Source organism: Vibrio vulnificus NBRC 15645 = ATCC 27562 (assembly GCF_002224265.1).
Taxonomy (GTDB): Bacteria; Pseudomonadota; Gammaproteobacteria; order Enterobacterales; family Vibrionaceae; genus Vibrio; species Vibrio vulnificus.
In genome coordinates this window covers 1585520-1603818 of the sequence record NZ_CP012881.1, presented here as the reverse complement: position 1 = coordinate 1603818, position 18299 = coordinate 1585520, and the positions used below count along the sequence as shown (strand labels likewise).

Here is an 18299-nt window from a genome sequence, read left to right as displayed (position 1 = left end):
TAAAGACAAATGCGCTGCATTCTTCACCACAACAAATCGCATTGGTGATAGGCAGAACACGGCCTCAAACTCGGCGGCTAAGTGTCGCTTGTAATCTTTATAACTAATAATAGTCCATCCGCCAAATGAGAATCCAATCACACTATTTCAGTCTCACGTACCATTTCGTTAACCCTAGCATCAGTTACACCAACTAACAGTAAGACTTTAGCAGTGAGAGTGGTAGGATTAGCCCAAATCAGAACGTTCAAGATATTGGGAAGACAATGACACACTCAACGCCAATCCGAATCGCAACACGCAAAAGCCCCCTCGCTCTATGGCAAGCCTACTACGTAAAAGATGCGCTACAGAAAGCCCATCCGGGCTTGGAAGTCGAGCTGGTGACCATGGTAACCAAAGGCGATGTGATTCTTGATACCCCTCTTGCCAAAGTGGGTGGCAAAGGCCTTTTTGTCAAAGAGCTCGAAGTGGCGATGCTGGAAGGGCGTGCTGACCTCGCGGTTCACTCGATGAAAGACGTGCCAGTGGATTTCCCAGAAGGTTTGGGGTTGGTGACGATTTGTGAGCGTGAAGATCCTCGCGATGCCTTTGTCTCAAACACCTACCATCATGTTGATGAACTGCCTCAAGGTGCGGTTGTTGGCACTTGCAGCTTGCGTCGTCAATGTCAATTGAAAGCCTACCGCCCAGATTTGGTCATTAAAGAACTGCGCGGCAACGTCGGCACTCGTTTAAGCAAACTCGATGCGGGTGAATACGACGCGATCATTCTCGCAGCCGCTGGCTTGAAACGTCTTGAGCTAGAAGAGCGCATCCGCAGCTTTATTGAGCCAGAACAATCGCTCCCAGCCGTTGGCCAAGGTGCCGTGGGCATTGAATGTCGTACTAACGATGAGCGTATTCTCAAGCTTCTCGAGCCACTAAACCACGCCGATACAGCCGATCGCGTCAAATGCGAACGCGCCATGAACCTCACCTTAGAAGGCGGCTGCCAAGTGCCAATCGGTAGCTATGCGCTGCTTGAGGGTGACGAGATCTGGCTACGTGCTTTGGTGGGTGAACCTGACGGCAGCGAAATCGTCCGTGGCGAAATTCGTGGCCCTCGCGCTCAAGCCGAGCAGTTGGGTGTGCAATTGGCCAATCAACTGCTGAATGAAGGCGCAAGAGAAATCCTCACCAAACTCTACCAAGACCACGAATGATATGGCGGTACTGGTAACAAGGCCAGCCGAGCAAGGCCAAGCGCTTTGCCAACTGCTTCAACAAGCTGGAGTCCCTGCACTCCAGCACCCTCTTATTGATATTGTTGCGAATAGTTCACTCAGCACCCTCGCCAACGACCTGATGCAAAGCGATGTGATCATCGCGGTGAGTCAACATGCGGTGCAATGCGCCGAACACATCCTCAATGCACAGCAACAAAACTGGCCGCAAAACGCGCTTTACCTTGCCGTTGGTCAAAAAACCGCACACTATTTGAGCAAAGTTACCCACCAAGACGTAAACTACCCGACGGTCAGTGATAGCGAGCACCTCCTACAACTCCCAGAGTTCAATCGGATAGCCGGAAAACGCGTACTGATTCTGCGCGGCAACGGCGGACGAGAACTGATACACCAAGCATTGAGCCAACGAGGAGCTGACGTCCGGTATTGTGAGACCTACCAGAGAGAATTGATCCCCTTTGATGCGGTAAGCTCTCTCACCTTATGGCGCGATCAGGGCGTCGACACTCTGATTGTCACCAGTGCAGAACAACTCGACTACCTTCACGCTCAAATGAGTGATGAGGGTAAATTTTGGTTATATCAACAACGCTTGCTGGTTCCCAGCGAACGTATTGCTGCCATTGCGACCCAACTTGGCTTTACGCGGGTCTGTAATGTTGGAAGTGCCTCGAATCAAGATTTACTGGCTGCTCTCCAGCCTAAGTAACACAGGACAAACTCATGACAAGTAAAAAAAATAACGAGCCAAATAAGCCTGAAGAAACAACTTCTGATCCAGTAACCACTGAAGTCTCCACTCCCGAGACTTCCTCAGTCGAAACGAATGCGTCCGTTTCACAACCTGAGCCAACAGTGGCACCCCAAACGCCACCTGCGACAACCAAGGATGAGCAGAAAAAACCAAGTCAAAAACTCAGTATCCTTGCCATCATCATTGCCTTGTTGGGCACTGGTGGTGTGGCGTTCCAGCTTCAACAGCAAAACAGCCAATATCAGGCACAAATCGCTGCGCTGCAAAATCAGTTGCAACAAACGCAAAGTGCGATGAGCAATGAGCTCAACCAAGTGAAACAAGAGACCGTCGCCAAAGCGACCGAAGTCACTCACAAAGCAGAAGTGGTGCTAGCTCAGCAGCAGAAAAGCATCGAAAGCCTTCAGCTCGCGATGGCAGACATAAAAGGCCGTCGCCCGAACGATTGGTTATTGGCAGAAGCCGACTACCTCGTCAAACTGGCGGGGCGAAAACTGTTCCTTGAGCATGACGTAGTGAGCGCCACCAGCTTGATGGAAAGTGCCGACCAACGCATCGCAGCACTCAACGATCCAAGCCTCGTGCCTCTGCGCAAAGCGATGGCCAAAGACATTACCGATCTGAAAACCATCCCGCTGATTGACCGCGATGGCTTAGTGCTGCGTTTGACCGCTCTGCAACAACAGGTCGACCAACTGCCATTGGCAAACGCCATACTGCCGGAAGCGAAAACCGTCGAGAAACAACAAGTCTCTGACGACATCAACAACTGGCAAAACAACTTAATGGCGTCACTCAAAGCCTTCTCAGAGAACTTTATTACCTTCCGTACTCGCGATGGCAACGTCATTCCATTGTTGTCCCCAGAGCAGCATTTCTATCTAAAAGAGAACATCAAAGCGAAAATCGAAACCGCCATCAAAGCGGTCTATCAAGAACAAGGGGAAGTTTACACCACCTCACTCACCACGGCAGAAGCGTGGTCGAAAGCGTTCTTTAACCAAGATAACAACACGGTGAAAGAGTTTACTCAGTCGTTGAAACAGCTCAGCGAGCAAAAAATTCAGGTGCAATACCCTGTAAAACTGCAAACGCAAAATCAATTGGCGGATGTGATTCGTGAACGTCTACGCCGTGAAGTCACTAGCATGACCAGCACGGAGGCGCAGCAATGATTCGTCTGATTTTTCTCTTTGTCGTGCTTGGTGCCGGGCTGTTTGTCGGTACCCAGTTTTCTGGCCAGCAGGGTTATGTGCTGATCTCGATTGCCAACACCACGATTGAAATGAGTGTCACCACCTTGGTGATTTTCATTGTAGCGGCTTTGGCCGGTTTGTTTGGCTTAGAATACCTAGTTAAAAAAGTTCTCTATACCGGTTTCACCACGTGGAACTGGTTTAGCGTACGTAAAATGCGCCGCTCTCGTCGTTACACCAACGAAGGCATCATCAAGTTGCTGGAAGGCGATTGGAAAGGCGCAGAGAAGAAAGTGACACGCTGGGCAAGCCATCATGACATGCCACTGCTTTGTTACTTAGTGGCCTCAGAAGCAGCGGATGGCCAAGGAGACAAAGCCAAGCGCGATCACTACTTAGCATTGGCCGCAGAGCAAGAAAACGCCTACTTGGCGGTAGAGCTAACCCGCTCAAAGCAGTTGGTACGAGAGGGTGAGTTTGCTCAAGCGTTTGATAGTTTGCAGTCTCTCAAAGGTCGCTACCCCAATAATCCGATTGTGCTGAACTTGCTCAAAACCACTTACCTAGAGCTCAAGTTATGGCAACCTCTGATTGACCTCTTGCCAACACTCAACAAGCAAGCGTTGATCTCCCCGGAAGACGCCGAACAGATGCACCAACGAGCTCAGTGCGGTTTACTGGCCGACGTTGCTGGGCAGCAAGGCAGTGAGGGATTAATCAAACACTGGAATACACTGCCACGCAAAGTCAAACAAGACCCACATTTGGTGGCCTGCTTTGCCAAACAGTTGATTAGCCGTAAAGCTGACCACGAAGCACTCACCGTGATCAAAGAAGCACTGAAAAAATCGCCATCGCCAGAGCTGTATGCCCTTCTACCACAACTCAACTTAGGTGATGTTCACCCAGTGGTCGTGATGCTAGAGCAGAACGTGAAAAATGACAGCCAAAATGCCGAAGCGCACAGCGCACTGGCGCAGTTGTATTTCCGAGAAGGCAAATGGCCGCAAGCACAGTCGCACTTTGAAACAGCATTGAAAGTACGCTCAAGCGTTTCCGACTACGCTTTCTTAGCCGATGCGCTTGAGAAGCAAAACCTCAATAAGGCGGCACACGAAGTGTCGCGTAAAGCGTTGACGCTGATACAAAGTCACTAATGGAAGAAACAACCTGTAAAAACAGAGGGACGGTTCAACCGTCCCTCTGTTTTTTTTATTGGTGTTTCCTTGAGCTTACACCCACTGCCCCGCGACAAAGCCGCTCGACCAGCACCACTGGAAATTGTAGCCGCCAAGCCAACCTGTCACATCCATCACTTCACCAATAAAGTACAGCCCTGGAACGGTTTTGCACTCCATAGTTTTTGAGGACAGGTAATCGGTGTCCACACCGCCCAACGTAACTTCCGCAGTGCGGTAGCCTTCGGTGCCGTTGGGCGCAATTTTCCACTGCTGCAGATGCTCGACAACGTCTTGTAGCTCTTTGGCATTGAATTGCTTAAGTGGCTTATCCGTTAACTCTTTACGCTCAATAAGCACTTCAACTAAGCGTTTTGGCAGCACTTTCGCTAGGGTATTTTTCAAAGTCTGATTTGGGTGTTTTTCCAAATTGCGTTGCAGCAGCTCCAGCACATCCACCTCAGGCACCAGATTAATGCTCACCGCTTGACCTGCCTTCCAGTAAGACGAAATTTGCAGTACTGAAGGGCCAGATAAACCGCGATGGGTAAACAGCAGCGCTTCTTTAAACAACGTACCGTCTTCTGCTGTGATCTCCGCCGGAATGGCAATTCCCGAGAGCTCTGCAAAGTCTTCTTTATCTTGCTTGTGCAGCGTAAATGGCACTAAACCTGCGGTGGTCGGTACCACCGGAATACCAAACTGCTCAGCGATTTTATAGCCATAAGGGGTCGCACCCAGTTTTGGCATCGATAAGCCCCCCGTTGCGACAACGAGAGATTGGCATTCAAATACCTCTGAACCAGCACGCAGAACAAAGCCTTGCTCTGTTTTCTCAATCTCGGTGAGCTGCACTTGATAACGCTGAGCGATATTCGGTTGGTCGCACTCACTCAGCAACATATTGACGATATCTTTGGCAGAATCGAGACAGAACAACTGGCCATGATCACGCTCCTCAAACTCGATGCCATACTTGTAGATCATCGAAATGAAGTCCCAGTTGCTGTACTGAGATAAGGCGGACTTGACGAAGTGAGGGTTACGGCACAAGTAGTTTTTTGCCGAGACATCATGGTTGGTGAAATTACAACGGCCACCACCGGAGATGAGAATTTTGCGTCCTGGCTTTTTCGCGTGGTCAAGCACCAACACTTTGCGGCCACGACGGCCCGCCTCGGCCGCACACATCAACCCCGCTGCACCGGCACCTATTACCACCACATCAAACTTGTTACTCATGCTGGAAAATCTCTCTGACAATAAAAAAGGATGTGCAGTTGGCACATCCTTACTTTTTCGCCGCTATTCTAACGGCAAAGTGGGTTATTTTCCAAGCACTGGCTACAGAAGAAATGCAGCCAACAAAGTCACACCGGTCAAGCTTACACTCAGAACGAATAACTCTCTTACCCGATCGCATTTCCCAGTAAAAACTTCATCGTGATGATGGTGATACTCTTTGCTTTTCAGATAGTGGTAGAGTCGCACCTGTTTGGTGACATTGCCATGAGTGGTAAAAAATCCATTACCATCCACTTGTTGATATAACAGTGGATGCGCTTCACGCATAATGTAAATCAGTGAACGAAGAGCTGTGAGATAACGAGCGAGGTTAACCCCCGTCACCACCATAAGCGCAAACAGGATAATATCTCCATTAATCATCTTTTCCTCCCTACATCTTCATCAATGCTCAAGAGAAAAAGACGACCAACGTCTTTCTAACCCGCTAGCGGAAACTGGCTGTTCCGTTAAGCAGCTGGAGCATCCATGATTGAAGATGAACCTTCTTTCGCCATTTGTGCCAGATCTTTATCGATGAAGAACAAAGCTTTACCATCTTCACCAACAAGTTCAATTTTGTCCAAAATCCCTTTGAACAATTTTTCTTCTTCGTGCTGCTCTGCGACATACCACTGCAGGAAGTTAAACGTTGAATAATCCTGGCTAGTAAACGCGCCATGAGCGAGCTTATTAATCTGCTGAGTGATCATTTGTTCATGTTCATATGTTTCGCGGAACACTTCACCCAAGCTTGCAAAATCATGTTTTGGTGCTGCAATCGCGCCTAGAATCGGTAATGCACCCGTCTCGCTGACGTAAGTGAACAGGCGTTGCATGTGTTGCATCTCTTCCACAGCGTGCACTCTTAAAAACTGTGCTGCGCCATCAAATCCTTTATCTTCACACCAAGCACTCATCTGTAAGTATAGATTGGATGAGAAAAATTCCAGATTAATTTGCGCATTCAATTGTTCGACCATAGTCTGAGACAGCATGAGGACTCCTGATTGTTTGTATCCGTTTTGAGCTACTATACCACGAAAATTTCGATAACTCTTTGTTACATGGAATTGGATCTGAGATCCCTTTGGCAAAAAACTATTCACCTAAGTGCTATGTTTTAACTATACCCACGAGGGAAAATGATAAAGGAGAGCACACCATGAGTTATCAACACATATTAGTCGCTGTTGATCTTTCTGACGACAGCAAGCTATTGATCGATAAAGCCGTTTCTTTAGCAAAAGCTTTAGAAGCGAAAGTATCCTTTATCCATATCGATGTGAATTATGCCGAGCTGTACACCGGCCTTATCGACATCAACATGGCCGAAGCACAGCATCAGGCGATGGAAGCGTCTCGCACTCAATTAGGCAATCTCGCGGATTACGCCAACTACCCGATCACTCATACCTTGGTCGGCAGCGGCGATTTAAGCAATGAACTGTGTGACACCATTGGTGAGTACCAAGTGGATTTGCTCGTGTGCGGCCATCACCAAGATTTTTGGAGTAAACTGCTCTCTTCGACTCGTCAACTGATCAACTGCTCTCCGGTTGATATGTTGGTTGTACCACTTAAAGAGTGATTTTGCTTTTGCCCTTCTCGGCAAATCGGTAGACTGCGGACATTTGTTATTTACTCGTTATCACTATGTTTTATCTCTCCGCAGTCACCCTGTTATGGGCATTTTCATTTAGCTTGATTGGCGTTTACCTCGCCGGTCAGGTGGATTCTTGGTTTTCGGTGCTGATGCGCGTGGCACTCGCCAGCGTCGTGTTTGTTCCTTTCCTCAAATTCAAAGGGGTCAGCAAGCGTCTTATCGGTAAATTAATGGTGGTCGGCGGCTTCCAGCTCGGCTTGATGTACTGCTTCTATTACCAATCGTTTCTGCTGCTGTCTGTCCCTGAAGTGTTGCTGTTCACCGTCTTTACGCCGATCTACGTCACGCTGATCTACGATTTGCTGCACGGGCGTTTCTCTCCTTGGTATTTGGTGACGGCCATCATCGCCGTATTAGGCGCCGTCTTTATCAAGTTTGCCACCATCAATCCGAACTTCTTGCTGGGCTTTTTGGTGGTGCAAGGGGCCAACCTCTGTTTTGCCATTGGCCAAGTGGGCTACAAATACATCATGGAGAAAGAGCAACTTGAATTGCCACAACACACGGTATTTGGCTACTTCTACCTTGGCGCGCTGTGTGTGGCCTTGGTAGCGTTTGCTTTAATGGGTAATCCGAGCAAGCTGCCTACCACCGAACTGCAATGGGGCATTTTGATTTACTTAGGCCTGATTGCATCTGGCTTGGGCTATTTTGCCTGGAACAAAGGGGCAACGTTGGTGAATGCTGGAGCCTTGGCGGTAATGAACAACGCTTTGGTGCCTGCTGGGCTTATCGTCAACATCGTGATTTGGAATCGCGATGTCGATTTGCTGCGCCTAACATTGGGCGGCGGGGTCATTCTGTTTTCGCTGTGGCTGAATGAAACCTGGGTCAAAGCCAAAGTTGAGCGCGACTTTGCTCGCAAAGCATCACAAGCCTAGCCCTTGTCTCACATAGCGACCCGTTTCAATGACCCACATGCACTCAGCCCACCATTCGGTGGGCTGAGTCATTATTCTTACTTAAGCACGCTTAATGCACTTGCTCTGCACTGCCTTGCAATACTTGTTTATGGCTTAAAACTCGTAAAATGCCGTTGTATTTGTTGAGTTTTCCTTCCAACTTCTCACGCTTTTGCAGCTGTTTGACTTTCTTCTTGGCTAACTTCGCCAGTTTCTTATGGTATTTGCGCTGTTTTTTCAGCGCCTTTTTGGCTTGCTTAAGTTGTTTTTTACCCAGTGATGGCAAATTAATGTCAAACGCACTCACCGACTCCGCCATCAGCAATGTTTGTGGACGTTGATTCTCCGCTATCGACGTTTGCTCGGGCAACGTGGCAACCTTCACCGCCAAGGGTTTGGTTTTTGATTTTAGGCTTGGAATGGCTTGTGGCTTACACAGCGAACTTTTCGATGAAGACGCACGCGCACAAGAGCGACAAAGGTATTTGGGCGCCGCAACCAACTGGTGAATTTCACCCAATTGACTGGCGATCTCTCTTCTATCCATCTTACAAAAGCGTTTTGTCATGCGACGACTCCAACACAAACATGCCTGCACATTACCGATAATTTGAATAATAATAATTCTTAGTTAGATATACAGCGAGTACGGCAAATTGGCAAGCGCAGAAATGTGAGTCTTTCTGCGCAATAGAAAAGAAAGGAAGAGATCGAAGGAAAAACGCTTAACTCATCGACGCGTTGACATAGACGTCAAAACGGTTCTTTTTGGTCTCAATCGCCATGCTGGGTTTAACGCCATCGAGCCACTCGGCATAGTCAGGGCGCTTCACCACCACACGCTTAGTCGCCAATGCTAACGCAGGCGTGAGCAGCGCATCGGCATCGGTATCTGCCCCAACCAAAGATTGAAACACGCGCATCTCTTTTTTCACTAAGGCGGTTTTCTTTTTGTTTTCAGGATGCGGGTACATGGGGTCCAGATAGACCACATCGGGACGAACAAATTCGGCATCGCTGGCTAACGCCGCGAGCGCATCGTGGCTTGACGCGTGCAGCAGTGACATACGCTCACTCACCCAAGCACCGATTTCATCATCTTGTTTGGCTCTGGTTAAGCCATCGTCGAGCAAAGCGGCCACAACGGGGTTGCGCTCCACCATCTGCACCTTGCACCCAAGCGAGGCTAAGACAAACGCATCACGCCCAAGCCCTGCCGTGCCATCCAAAACCGTCGGTGTTGCCCCTTTGTTGAGCCCCGCTGCTTTGGCAATCGCCTGACCTTTGCCACCACCAAACTTGCGTCGATGTGCAACCGCACCGCCTGCTAAATCAACATAAATCGCCCCAAGCTTAGGTTCATCAAGCTTACGCAACTCCAAACGCTCGAACGTCAGCACAAGAGCGAAATGGCTGTGTGCGTCGTGGGTCAGTTGCCATTTGCTGGCAATAGCGTCGAGATAAGGCTGTAAAGCCGCATCTTCACAAATCAGTTGTAGTTGCACAGGGTGCTCCGAAAAATCGTCATGGATGAGGAACTGGCTGGCGAGTTTACCGCAAGCAAGGCTGGAACTGTAGTGATTCCATCGGCCCTATGCTGGGCGATGCATTCAATCAAGACCCACTTCGCGATGTAAACTCGTCCTGCCATTGTGCCACCAGCTCTGCCAATGGCGTTGGATAACCAATCACGTAACCTTGGGCGTAATCCACACCAAGTTCTGTCAGTAACACAACAATTTCATTGTTTTCGACAAACTCAGCCACCGTTTGCTTGCCCATTTGCTGCGCCAGTTCATTGATGGCTCGCACCATGATGTGATCGCTCTCATTGCGATGCATGTCCTGCACAAAAATGCCGTCGATTTTCACTACATCGACAGGCAATTGCTTAAGATAGCCAAACGATGACAGCCCAGAACCAAAATCATCCAGCGCAATCAAGCAGCCCAGCGCTTTCACTTGAGCGAAGAAGTCCATCGCCAAGCTGATGTTTTTCATCGCTGCGGTTTCGGTGATTTCCAGACAGATTTTATGGCAAGGAATCACGCTGTTGGCCAATCGGTCAAGCAAAAACGCCATAAACTCTGGATTGCCCATCGAGTGTCCGGAAAGGTTTATCGAACATCGACCAAGCTGGTGCAGCGCATCTGGGCGCGCCTCAAGCCAGTCGAGGGTTTTGGTGACTACTTGTTCATCAATCAGGTGGGCAATGTTGTAGCGCTCGGATGCCGGCATAAAGATCGCAGGCGAGAGATACTCCCCCTGTTTATCACGAATGCGCGTTAGGATTTCAAAGTGCATTTTGTCGCACTCTTTGCTGAGTGGAATAATGCGTTGAGCGAAGAGTTCTAGACGGTCGTTAGCAAGCGCATCATGGACTAGGTTTACACTCTCCATCTCCTGCTGACGGCGTTGTAACTCTTCGCTGTCCAAGCTAAACAATTTGAAGCGATTACGCCCCTGCTCTTTGGCCGCATGACAGGCAGTGTCTGCCTGCGCATGCACCATTTGTGGCGATTCGGCCGTATGGTCAATCATACGAATGCCGATCGAGCAGGTTAGGTTTATCTGCACTTTTTCCCAGATGAAAGGCTGGCTGCTCAAGGTGGCAATGATGGTTTTCGCCACACCGATGGCGGTGTGTTCATTGCTGTCTTTGAGTAAGACAGCAAACTCATCGCCCCCTAATCGCGCCAAAATCGCGGTATGCGGCAACACCTCTTCCAACATGCTGGCGCAAAATTGAATTGCCCCATCCCCCGCGTCATGCCCTGCGGTATCGTTGAGCACTTTAAGCTGATCCAAATCGATATAGAGCATCGCATGCACACGGCGATGGCTTTCCACCTCGCGCAGCGCGCGTTTGAGTTCAATATCAAATTGGTTACGATTAAAGGTATCGGTCAACAAATCGTATTTGGCTTGGTATTCCAACTGACGAGCCAGCTGTTTGTTGTGGGAGATGTCTTCGCCAACAATCAAAATTTGTCCTGACTCGGTCAATGGACGAATGTTTTCGCGTATCCACACCGCACTGCCGTCTTGGTGACGATACTCAATCTCTCGACGCCAAACCCCTTGCAGCGCTGGTGTTGGTTGCAGCAGCATTTGCCTTGGGGTCATGGCTTGAGTATCACAATAGAACTCTTGCAGCAGATGGCCGAGCATTTCTAAGGGTTGATAGCCCAGTAGCTGCTGAGCAAAACGGTTTACCTGCTGAATGCGATTGTTTTTATCCAGCGTCACCATCATCACGGGCTGCTGCTCATAGTAATTGCGTAAGTTGGACTCACGTTTGTAGAGCTTCTCTTCCATTAACTTTCGTGAAGTGATGTCTCGCGCTTCAAACAAGTATTCTCCTCGCTGCTCACCCACGCTATGCAGTGGTTTGAGAGACACTTCAAGCATCATCGCGCCGAGATTACGACTCCAAATCTCCGCTTCAAAGGTGCTCAGTTGCGCTTCCGTCGCAGAAAAATAGTCAGCCAAACGAGAGGCAGATGCGTCTTCCCAATGTTGGTGTTGCCATAAAGGGCGATCTAGCGGAACCCCTTGGAAAAACAGCAGATCTTGCAGCTGAGCATTGCTGGAAACCAAGCAGCCGTTTCGATCTAAAATACCGATGTATTGCAAACTCTGGTCGAAAATTGACTCGAGCATCGATTGACTCTCACGCGCCAACGTCTCGCTCTGTTGAATGCGGCGCAAGTAATAAACTAACAGCACAATCACCAGCACCAACATCACAAATACCGCGCTGTAGAGGCGGATCTCTTGCGCGTAACGCACCGAAAATGGCTCGGGTTTATTGACCAACACGGAAGCGGGTTCACCTTCCACCCCTAACTTCCAGCGCGCCACGGCTTGATAATCCAGTTTGATATCAGGCTCCACCACCTTCACTTTCGGTAAGGGTGCGGCGGGTGAGTCCAGCACTTGGTTCAACACTTTACCCGTAGCAAAACCTTGCTTGTAGCCACTTTGAATCACACCGCCGACCGCGCCATGACCAAGACCAAGATCGTGCACCATGTAGATAGGTGCTCTGCTGACGAGATTAAGCTCCTGCCAATCGTCATCATCACTCAAAGTACCATCGGCATCGCGGTAATAAGCCCAAAACAGCACCGCGCTGTTTAAGTCGAGCATTTGCACTCGCTCAATCAGTTCGGCCACCGTATTCGGCACTAAATGTTGCACTTTTTGCTGATACTCAGGATAGCGGGACAAAAACTTGTCCACCTGCGCGCGCAACGCGACCCCCGTAATCGAATGGTCCGTTACCACAAAAATTTGCTGCGCTTGGGGCTGCAAACGCTCAATCAGCGACACGTTCGACAGCAGATCAATATCTTCAATCACGCCAGTGGCATTCAAACCCGCATGCATTTCTGGCGTGTAATTATTAATGCCACCAAAAATCACCGGTGTGCCCGACAGTGGCTCCGCCAAACGCTGCATCAACTGCAGTGCTACGTTATCGCTCACCACAATGGCGTCAAAGCGCTCTTGTTCAACTTTGGTTTTGTAGAGAAAGTAAAGCTGATTGAGAAAGCTGGCGCTTTGATTACGCTTGGTATCGAGGTACAGCACACGCAGAGCCATGTCGCGCTCACCGAGTGTTTGTGCAAGGCCAAGTTGGAAGGAGTCAGTCCAAAAGAAACCTTGGTGGTAAGAGTGCACCACTAAAATATTTTTCTCATGGGCACTTGCCCAAAAGCTGCATAGCATTATCAACATGGAAAAACAAAATCGCACTTGCTCACCTTCCTCTAACCCGATCTATGAGCAAAAAACCTTGATTGTGAAAGATAAGCTGCCCTTGTTAGTATTATACCCATATGCTGATTAGAAAAGGGACAAACAATGCATTCTGCCAATGCCAAGATTGATGATTTGGATCGCGCTATATTGAAAACGCTGATGGCGGACGCGAAAACGCCTTATGCAGAGATGGCTAAGCAGTTCAACGTCAGCCCGGCCACCATTCACGTGCGCATCGAAAAGATGAAAGCGGCGGAGATCATTGAAGGTACCGAAGTGGTGGTCAACACCAAAAAACTCGGCTACGACGTGTGCTGTTTTATCGGCATCAACCTCAATGCAGCGCGCGACTATCATTCCGCGCTGGAAAAACTCAACGCATTAGATGAAGTAGTGGAAGCGTATTACACCACGGGCGCGTACAACATCTTCGTCAAACTGATGTGTAAGTCGATTGAAGAGCTGCAATTTGTGCTGATCGACAAACTGCAAGCGATCGACGAAGTACAATCGACCGAAACGCTGATTTCGCTGCAAAACCCGATCAATCGCAACGTCAATCCTTAGCTCGCAACAAACTTAGCGCACCGCAAAAACAAGGCCAGCCGTTGGGCTGACCTTGTGATGCTTCGTTTACTTAATCGAGTTAAGCCGCAATACCGGAATGGCGCAGCAAAGCATCGATTTGTGGTTCACGGCCACGGAAGCGTTTGAATAGCTCCATTGGCTCTTCGCTGCCGCCCATCTCAAGAATATGGTTGAGGAAGCTCTGACCGGTCTCGGCGTTAAAAATGCCTTCTTCCTCAAAACGCGAGAACGCGTCAGAAGAGAGCACTTCTGCCCATAGGTAGCTGTAGTAACCCGCACAGTAACCGCCCGCAAAGATGTGGCCAAAGCTGTGTGAGAAACGCGCCCACTCGACCGCAGGAAGTACCGCAACTTTCTGCTTCACTTGCGCCAAGGTTTCGAGCACACGCGGGCCAATCTCAGGGTCAAACTCGGTGTGCAGCGTGAAGTCAAACAGACCAAACTCAAGCTGGCGCAAAATGCCCATTGCCGATTGGAAGTTCTTCGCCGCCAACATTTTCTCTAGCATCGCTTTTGGCAGTGGCTCACCCGTTTCGTAATGGCCAGAGATAAACGCCAACGCGTCTTCTTCCCAACACCAGTTTTCCAGGAACTGACTTGGCAGTTCCACCGCATCCCAAGGCACACCATTGATGCCAGACACCGCACCCGTGGTGACTTGAGTCAGCATATGGTGAATACCGTGGCCGAACTCGTGGAACAAGGTGACCACTTCATCGTGCGTAAACAGCGCTGGTTTGTCGCCGATTGGGCGGTTGAAGTTACACGTTAGGTACGCCACTGGGGTTTGCAGCTCGCCTTGTGCATTAATACGGCGCACGCGGCATTCATCCATCCAAGCGCCGCCACGTTTGTGTTCACGCGCATAGAGATCAAGGTAGAAGCTGCCACGCAGCGCGCCCTGCGCATCGAAAATATCGAAGAAGCGCACTGAGTTGTGCCAAACGTCAATGCCTTCGCGCTCTTTCACGCTCATGCCAAACACACGTTTGAGCACTTCAAACAAACCGCTGACGGCTTTCGACTCAGGGAAGTACGGACGCAGTTCTTCATCCGAAATTTGGAACAGGTGCTGCTTTTGTTTTTCGCTGTAGTAAGCGATATCCCACACATTGAGTTCAGACACGCCAAACTCTTGCTCAGCAAACTGACGCAGCTCTGCCACTTCACGCTCACCTTGTGGCTTGGCTTTGGTGGCTAGATCATTGAGGAAGCCCAGCACTTGCGCTGGGTTTTCCGCCATTTTGGTCGCCAACGACTTTTCGCTGTAGGTGTTAAAGCCAAGCATGCGAGCAATTTCATGACGCAGTTTCAACTGCTCGTTGATGATCTCGGTGTTGTCCCACTTACCGGCGTTTGGACCGCGATCCGACGCGCGAGTCACGTACGCTTCGTACACTTCACGGCGCAGGGCTTGGTTGTCACAGTAAGTCATCACTGGCAGGTAAGACGGCACGTCAAGCGTGATCAAATAACCGTCGAGCTCTTTGGCTTCAGCGGCGGCTTTCGCGGCCGCCAACGCCGATTCCGGCATGCCTGCTAACTCTTTCTCATCGGTAATGTGCTTGGTCCAGCCCATGGTGGCGTCTAGCGTGTTGTTGGAAAACTTCGAGCTCAACTCTGACATACGCTTGCTGATTTCGCCGTAGCGCTTTTGCTCATCCGCAGGCAGGCCAATGCCCGATAGCTCAAAATCACGCAAAGCATCGGTAATGGTTTTCTGTTGTGCAATGGTCAGCTTGGCAAACGCTTCGCTGGCTTTGATCGCTTTGTACGCCTCAAACAGACCTTTGTGCTGGCCCACCCAAGTGCCGTATTCCGACAACATTGGCAGGCAACTTTCATACGCGTCGCGCAGCTCGTCGCTGTTGACGACAGAGTTCATGTGACTCACAGGTGACCAAATACGGCTGAGACGATCATCCACTTCCTCGATCGGCGCAATCACCGTTTCCCAGCTAGGGGTATTGTTGCCTTCAAGCACCTGCTCAATCTTGGCACGGCAATCGGCTATCGCCTGTTCCACCGCAGGAAACACATGCTCTGGCTTGATTTGAGAAAACGGAGGCAAGTCCGTAAAAGTAAGGAGTGGATTAGACATATAAATTCCTTTTGTTTGACTCTTCAGTATCGTGGCCAACTGTCCATCGATGGCTCGCTTATTCACAATAATAATACGCGATTTTCCTCGACTGTCGCCAATTGGTCTTACATTTTGATACTAAATGAGGGTTAAAGGTTCACATTTCAATACGAATAGACGATTAACTTTTTTGTGACTCAGAGAGAATCCTGAACATCAGCGTCAGTTGGGTATATAATCGCCCTATTAATCCCTGACCACACTCTACTCAGAGTGTTACGAGAGTGAATTTTGCTGAGTTATCGTCATAGCTTTCATGCCGGCAACCATGCCGACGTGGTAAAACACATTGTTCAGAGTCTGATTCTGGACTCGCTAAAACAAAAAGACAAACCCTTCGTCTACCACGACACCCATTCTGGTGTTGGCCGCTACGATTTGACCCACGAATGGTCAGAAAAAACGGGCGAGTACAAACAAGGCGTGGCGCGTATTTGGGATCGCAGCGATCTGCCTGCCGACATCGCCAGCTATATCGATTCGATCAAAGCCCTCAACAATGGCGATAAGCTGCGTTACTACCCTGGCTCACCACGCGTCGCCCGTGCTCAATTGCGCGATCAAGACCGCATGGTTCTGACGGAGCTCCACCCAAGTGATTACCCACTCTTGGAACAAGAGTTTCACCGTGATCGCCAAGTCAGTATCTACAAGGAAGATGGCTTTCAACGCCTCAAAGCCAGCTTGCCACCGCAAGAACGCCGTGGTCTAGTGCTGATTGACCCTCCTTACGAGTTGGCCAAAGAGTACCGTGATGTGGTGCAAGCGATTTACCAAAGCCACAAACGCTGGGCAACTGGCATCTACGCGATTTGGTATCCCGTGGTCAACCGCTGCGATATCGATGACATGTTAGAAGGGCTGGAAGGATTGGGCATTCGCAAGATTCTGCAAATTGAGTTGGGTGTCTCACCGGATACCAATGAGCGTGGCATGACCGCTTCAGGCATGATTGTGATTAACCCACCTTGGAAACTAGAAAGCCAGATGCAAGAAATTTTGCCTTTCCTTAAGGAAGCAATTGCGCCGGCAACCGGTCATTGGAAGGTAGAGTGGATCGTGCCTGAGTAATCGTCCCAGAATAAAATAGAGACGCAGCACCCAAAGAATTTCCGGACGACAGATTGAGTTCAACCAATCTGTCCTCCATATAAAAATGAAATGATTGAAAAATACGCAGGGAGCACGCGAGTAAATCGCCCCTGCCAGACAGGAGAAAGTAATGGCAACGCATTTTGACTATATCTGTATCGGCGGCGGCAGTGGCGGCATCGCTTCAGCAAACCGTGCGGCGATGTATGGCGCGAAAGTGGCGCTGATCGAAGCAAAAGATCTCGGCGGCACGTGTGTGAACGTTGGTTGTGTACCGAAAAAAGTGATGTGGCATGGCGCGCAGATCGCTGAAGCGATGAGCCTCTACGCTCCTGACTACGGCTTTGATGTGGAAGTGAAAGGCTTCGATTGGAGCAAACTGGTTGAGAGCCGCCAAGCGTACATTGGCCGCATCCACCAATCTTACGATCGCGTGCTAGGCAACAACAAAGTCAACGTGATTAAAGGCTTCGCTAAGTTTGTCGATGAGAAAACCGTGGAAGTAAACGGTGAGCACTACACCGCCGATCACATCCTGATCGCTGTGGGTGGCCGCCCGACCATTCCAAACATCCCAGGCGCGGAATACGGCATCGATTCAAACGGCTTCTTCGACCTTGCTGAGCAACCAAAACGTGTTGCTGTCGTCGGCGCCGGTTACATTGCGGTGGAAATCGCTGGCGTGCTCAACGCGCTTGGCACAGAAACCCATCTGTTCTGTCGTAAAGAGTCGCCACTGCGCAGCTTTGATCCAATGATCATCGACACCTTGGTGGAAGTGATGGCGGCAGAAGGCCCAACACTACACACCCACTCGGTACCAAAAGAAGTGGTCAAAGAAGCCGATGGCAGCCTAACGCTTCATCTAGAAAACGGTGAAAGCCAAAACGTTGATCAGCTTATCTGGGCAATCGGTCGTCACCCAGCGACTGACGCCATCAACCTGAGCGCAACCGGCGTAGCAACCAACGAGCGCGGCTACATCAAAGTCGATGAGTTCCAAGCCACCAACGTTGCTGGTATCTACTGTGTTGGCGACATTATGGAAGGCGGTATCGAGCTTACACCCGTTGCGGTGAAAGCGGGTCGTCAGCTTTCTGAGCGTCTGTTCAACAACAAGCCTAACGCGAAGATGGACTATGACTTGGTCCCAACGGTAGTGTTCAGCCACCCACCTATCGGCACCATTGGTCTTTCTGAGCCAGAAGCAATCGCGAAATATGGCAAAGAGAACGTGAAAGTGTACACCTCAGGCTTTACTGCGATGTACACCGCGGTGACTCAACACCGTCAGCCATGCAAAATGAAGCTCGTATGTGCGGGTGAAGATGAGAAAGTGGTTGGTCTGCACGGCATCGGTTTCGCCGTGGACGAAATGATTCAAGGTTTCGGTGTCGCGATGAAGATGGGCGCAACCAAAGCCGATTTCGACTCAGTTGTGGCTATCCATCCAACCGGCTCTGAAGAGTTCGTCACGATGCGTTGATCGCATCATCGAAT

The 18299-nt window shown here is 49.8% G+C and carries 16 protein-coding genes; 9 read left to right on the top strand and 7 right to left on the bottom strand.

Annotation, left to right across the window (positions count from 1 at the left end; translation table 11 throughout):
• Positions 1 to 266: 266 nt before the first annotated feature.
• Genes hemC through AOT11_RS07385 form a run of 4 tightly spaced genes read left to right on the top strand, consistent with a single transcriptional unit; the run spans position 267 to position 4336 of the window.
• Positions 267 to 1205 (top strand): hydroxymethylbilane synthase, encoded by a 939-nt coding sequence (gene hemC, locus AOT11_RS07400; RefSeq protein WP_017420409.1) that lies wholly within the window; start codon positions 267 to 269, stop codon positions 1203 to 1205.
• A gap of 1 nt (position 1206) precedes the next feature.
• Complete coding sequence (locus AOT11_RS07395) at positions 1207 to 1938, top strand: uroporphyrinogen-III synthase (protein WP_017420410.1); 732 nt, start codon at positions 1207 to 1209, stop codon at positions 1936 to 1938.
• Positions 1939 to 1952: 14 nt separating this feature from the next.
• On the top strand, positions 1953 to 3158 hold the full coding sequence (locus tag AOT11_RS07390; RefSeq protein WP_017420411.1) for a uroporphyrinogen-III C-methyltransferase: 1206 nt from the start codon (positions 1953 to 1955) through the stop codon (positions 3156 to 3158).
• Positions 3155 to 4336 (top strand): heme biosynthesis protein HemY, encoded by a 1182-nt coding sequence (locus AOT11_RS07385; protein WP_017420412.1) that lies wholly within the window; start codon positions 3155 to 3157, stop codon positions 4334 to 4336. The genes AOT11_RS07390 and AOT11_RS07385 overlap by 4 nt, the downstream gene beginning before the upstream one ends.
• A 75-nt stretch (positions 4337 to 4411) precedes the next feature.
• On the opposite strand, the gene AOT11_RS07380 is transcribed toward AOT11_RS07385, so the two are convergent.
• From AOT11_RS07380 to ftnA, 3 genes are all read right to left on the bottom strand, one after another.
• Positions 4412 to 5599 (bottom strand): BaiN/RdsA family NAD(P)/FAD-dependent oxidoreductase, encoded by a 1188-nt coding sequence (locus tag AOT11_RS07380; RefSeq protein ID WP_026050290.1) that lies wholly within the window; start codon positions 5597 to 5599, stop codon positions 4412 to 4414.
• A 102-nt stretch (positions 5600 to 5701) separates the two neighbouring features.
• Positions 5702 to 6025 (bottom strand): universal stress protein UspB, encoded by a 324-nt coding sequence (uspB, locus tag AOT11_RS07375; protein WP_011079133.1) that lies wholly within the window; start codon positions 6023 to 6025, stop codon positions 5702 to 5704.
• A gap of 86 nt (positions 6026 to 6111) precedes the next feature.
• Positions 6112 to 6639, bottom strand: a complete 528-nt coding sequence (gene ftnA / locus AOT11_RS07370) for a non-heme ferritin (RefSeq protein WP_017420414.1) — start codon at positions 6637 to 6639, stop codon at positions 6112 to 6114.
• Between the two features lie 167 nt (positions 6640 to 6806).
• On the opposite strand from ftnA, the gene uspA reads away from it, so the two are divergent.
• Entirely contained in the window at positions 6807 to 7232 is a 426-nt protein-coding gene (gene uspA / locus AOT11_RS07365) for a universal stress protein UspA (RefSeq protein ID WP_026050289.1), read from the top strand.
• A gap of 65 nt (positions 7233 to 7297) precedes the next feature.
• Positions 7298 to 8188: a carboxylate/amino acid/amine transporter gene (locus tag AOT11_RS07360; RefSeq protein WP_013570918.1), complete on the top strand. Its 891-nt coding sequence runs from the start codon at positions 7298 to 7300 to the stop codon at positions 8186 to 8188.
• A gap of 91 nt (positions 8189 to 8279) precedes the next feature.
• Here the strand turns inward: AOT11_RS07360 and AOT11_RS07355 are convergent, their stop codons facing one another.
• From AOT11_RS07355 to AOT11_RS07345, 3 genes are all read right to left on the bottom strand, one after another.
• Positions 8280 to 8777 (bottom strand): hypothetical protein, encoded by a 498-nt coding sequence (locus AOT11_RS07355; RefSeq protein ID WP_017420416.1) that lies wholly within the window; start codon positions 8775 to 8777, stop codon positions 8280 to 8282.
• A 157-nt stretch (positions 8778 to 8934) separates the two neighbouring features.
• On the bottom strand, positions 8935 to 9714 hold the full coding sequence (locus AOT11_RS07350; RefSeq protein ID WP_017420417.1) for a class I SAM-dependent methyltransferase: 780 nt from the start codon (positions 9712 to 9714) through the stop codon (positions 8935 to 8937).
• A 109-nt stretch (positions 9715 to 9823) separates the two neighbouring features.
• A complete protein-coding gene (locus AOT11_RS07345) occupies positions 9824 to 12952 on the bottom strand; it encodes an EAL domain-containing protein (protein WP_172840599.1) in 3129 nt (1042 codons plus the stop codon).
• Between the two features lie 126 nt (positions 12953 to 13078).
• Here AOT11_RS07345 and asnC point away from each other — a divergent pair, with 126 nt between their 5' ends.
• The gene (asnC, locus tag AOT11_RS07340) at positions 13079 to 13543 is read left to right on the top strand and encodes a transcriptional regulator AsnC (protein WP_011079126.1); all 465 of its coding nucleotides are present in this window, start codon (positions 13079 to 13081) and stop codon (positions 13541 to 13543) included.
• Between the two features lie 79 nt (positions 13544 to 13622).
• Here the strand turns inward: asnC and prlC are convergent, their stop codons facing one another.
• Positions 13623 to 15665 (bottom strand): oligopeptidase A, encoded by a 2043-nt coding sequence (prlC, locus tag AOT11_RS07335; protein ID WP_026050288.1) that lies wholly within the window; start codon positions 15663 to 15665, stop codon positions 13623 to 13625.
• A 273-nt stretch (positions 15666 to 15938) separates the two neighbouring features.
• Here prlC and AOT11_RS07330 point away from each other — a divergent pair, with 273 nt between their 5' ends.
• Both AOT11_RS07330 and gorA read left to right on the top strand, forming a co-directional pair.
• A complete protein-coding gene (locus tag AOT11_RS07330) occupies positions 15939 to 16778 on the top strand; it encodes a 23S rRNA (adenine(2030)-N(6))-methyltransferase RlmJ (RefSeq protein ID WP_017420420.1) in 840 nt (279 codons plus the stop codon).
• A gap of 151 nt (positions 16779 to 16929) precedes the next feature.
• Positions 16930 to 18285, top strand: a complete 1356-nt coding sequence (gorA, locus tag AOT11_RS07325; RefSeq protein ID WP_017420421.1) for a glutathione-disulfide reductase — start codon at positions 16930 to 16932, stop codon at positions 18283 to 18285.
• The last annotated feature ends 14 nt before the right edge of the window (positions 18286 to 18299 follow it).

Bases quoted from the DNA above. Each gene is read 5' to 3' on its own strand.
- AOT11_RS07360 (WP_013570918.1), top strand. From the start codon at position 7,298: ATGTTTTATCTCTCCGCAGTCACCCTGTTATGGGCATTTTCATTTAGC.
- ftnA (WP_017420414.1), bottom strand. From the start codon at position 6,639: ATGCTGTCTCAGACTATGGTCGAACAATTGAATGCGCAAATTAATCTG.
- asnC (WP_011079126.1), top strand. From the start codon at position 13,079: ATGCATTCTGCCAATGCCAAGATTGATGATTTGGATCGCGCTATATTG.
- prlC (WP_026050288.1), bottom strand. From the start codon at position 15,665: ATGTCTAATCCACTCCTTACTTTTACGGACTTGCCTCCGTTTTCTCAA.
- AOT11_RS07355 (WP_017420416.1), bottom strand. From the start codon at position 8,777: ATGACAAAACGCTTTTGTAAGATGGATAGAAGAGAGATCGCCAGTCAA.
- gorA (WP_017420421.1), top strand. From the start codon at position 16,930: ATGGCAACGCATTTTGACTATATCTGTATCGGCGGCGGCAGTGGCGGC.
- AOT11_RS07395 (WP_017420410.1), top strand. From the start codon at position 1,207: ATGGCGGTACTGGTAACAAGGCCAGCCGAGCAAGGCCAAGCGCTTTGC.
- uspB (WP_011079133.1), bottom strand. From the start codon at position 6,025: ATGATTAATGGAGATATTATCCTGTTTGCGCTTATGGTGGTGACGGGG.
- AOT11_RS07345 (WP_172840599.1), bottom strand. From the start codon at position 12,952: ATGTTGATAATGCTATGCAGCTTTTGGGCAAGTGCCCATGAGAAAAAT.
- uspA (WP_026050289.1), top strand. From the start codon at position 6,807: ATGAGTTATCAACACATATTAGTCGCTGTTGATCTTTCTGACGACAGC.
- AOT11_RS07380 (WP_026050290.1), bottom strand. From the start codon at position 5,599: ATGAGTAACAAGTTTGATGTGGTGGTAATAGGTGCCGGTGCAGCGGGG.
- hemC (WP_017420409.1), top strand. From the start codon at position 267: ATGACACACTCAACGCCAATCCGAATCGCAACACGCAAAAGCCCCCTC.
- AOT11_RS07390 (WP_017420411.1), top strand. From the start codon at position 1,953: ATGACAAGTAAAAAAAATAACGAGCCAAATAAGCCTGAAGAAACAACT.
- AOT11_RS07385 (WP_017420412.1), top strand. From the start codon at position 3,155: ATGATTCGTCTGATTTTTCTCTTTGTCGTGCTTGGTGCCGGGCTGTTT.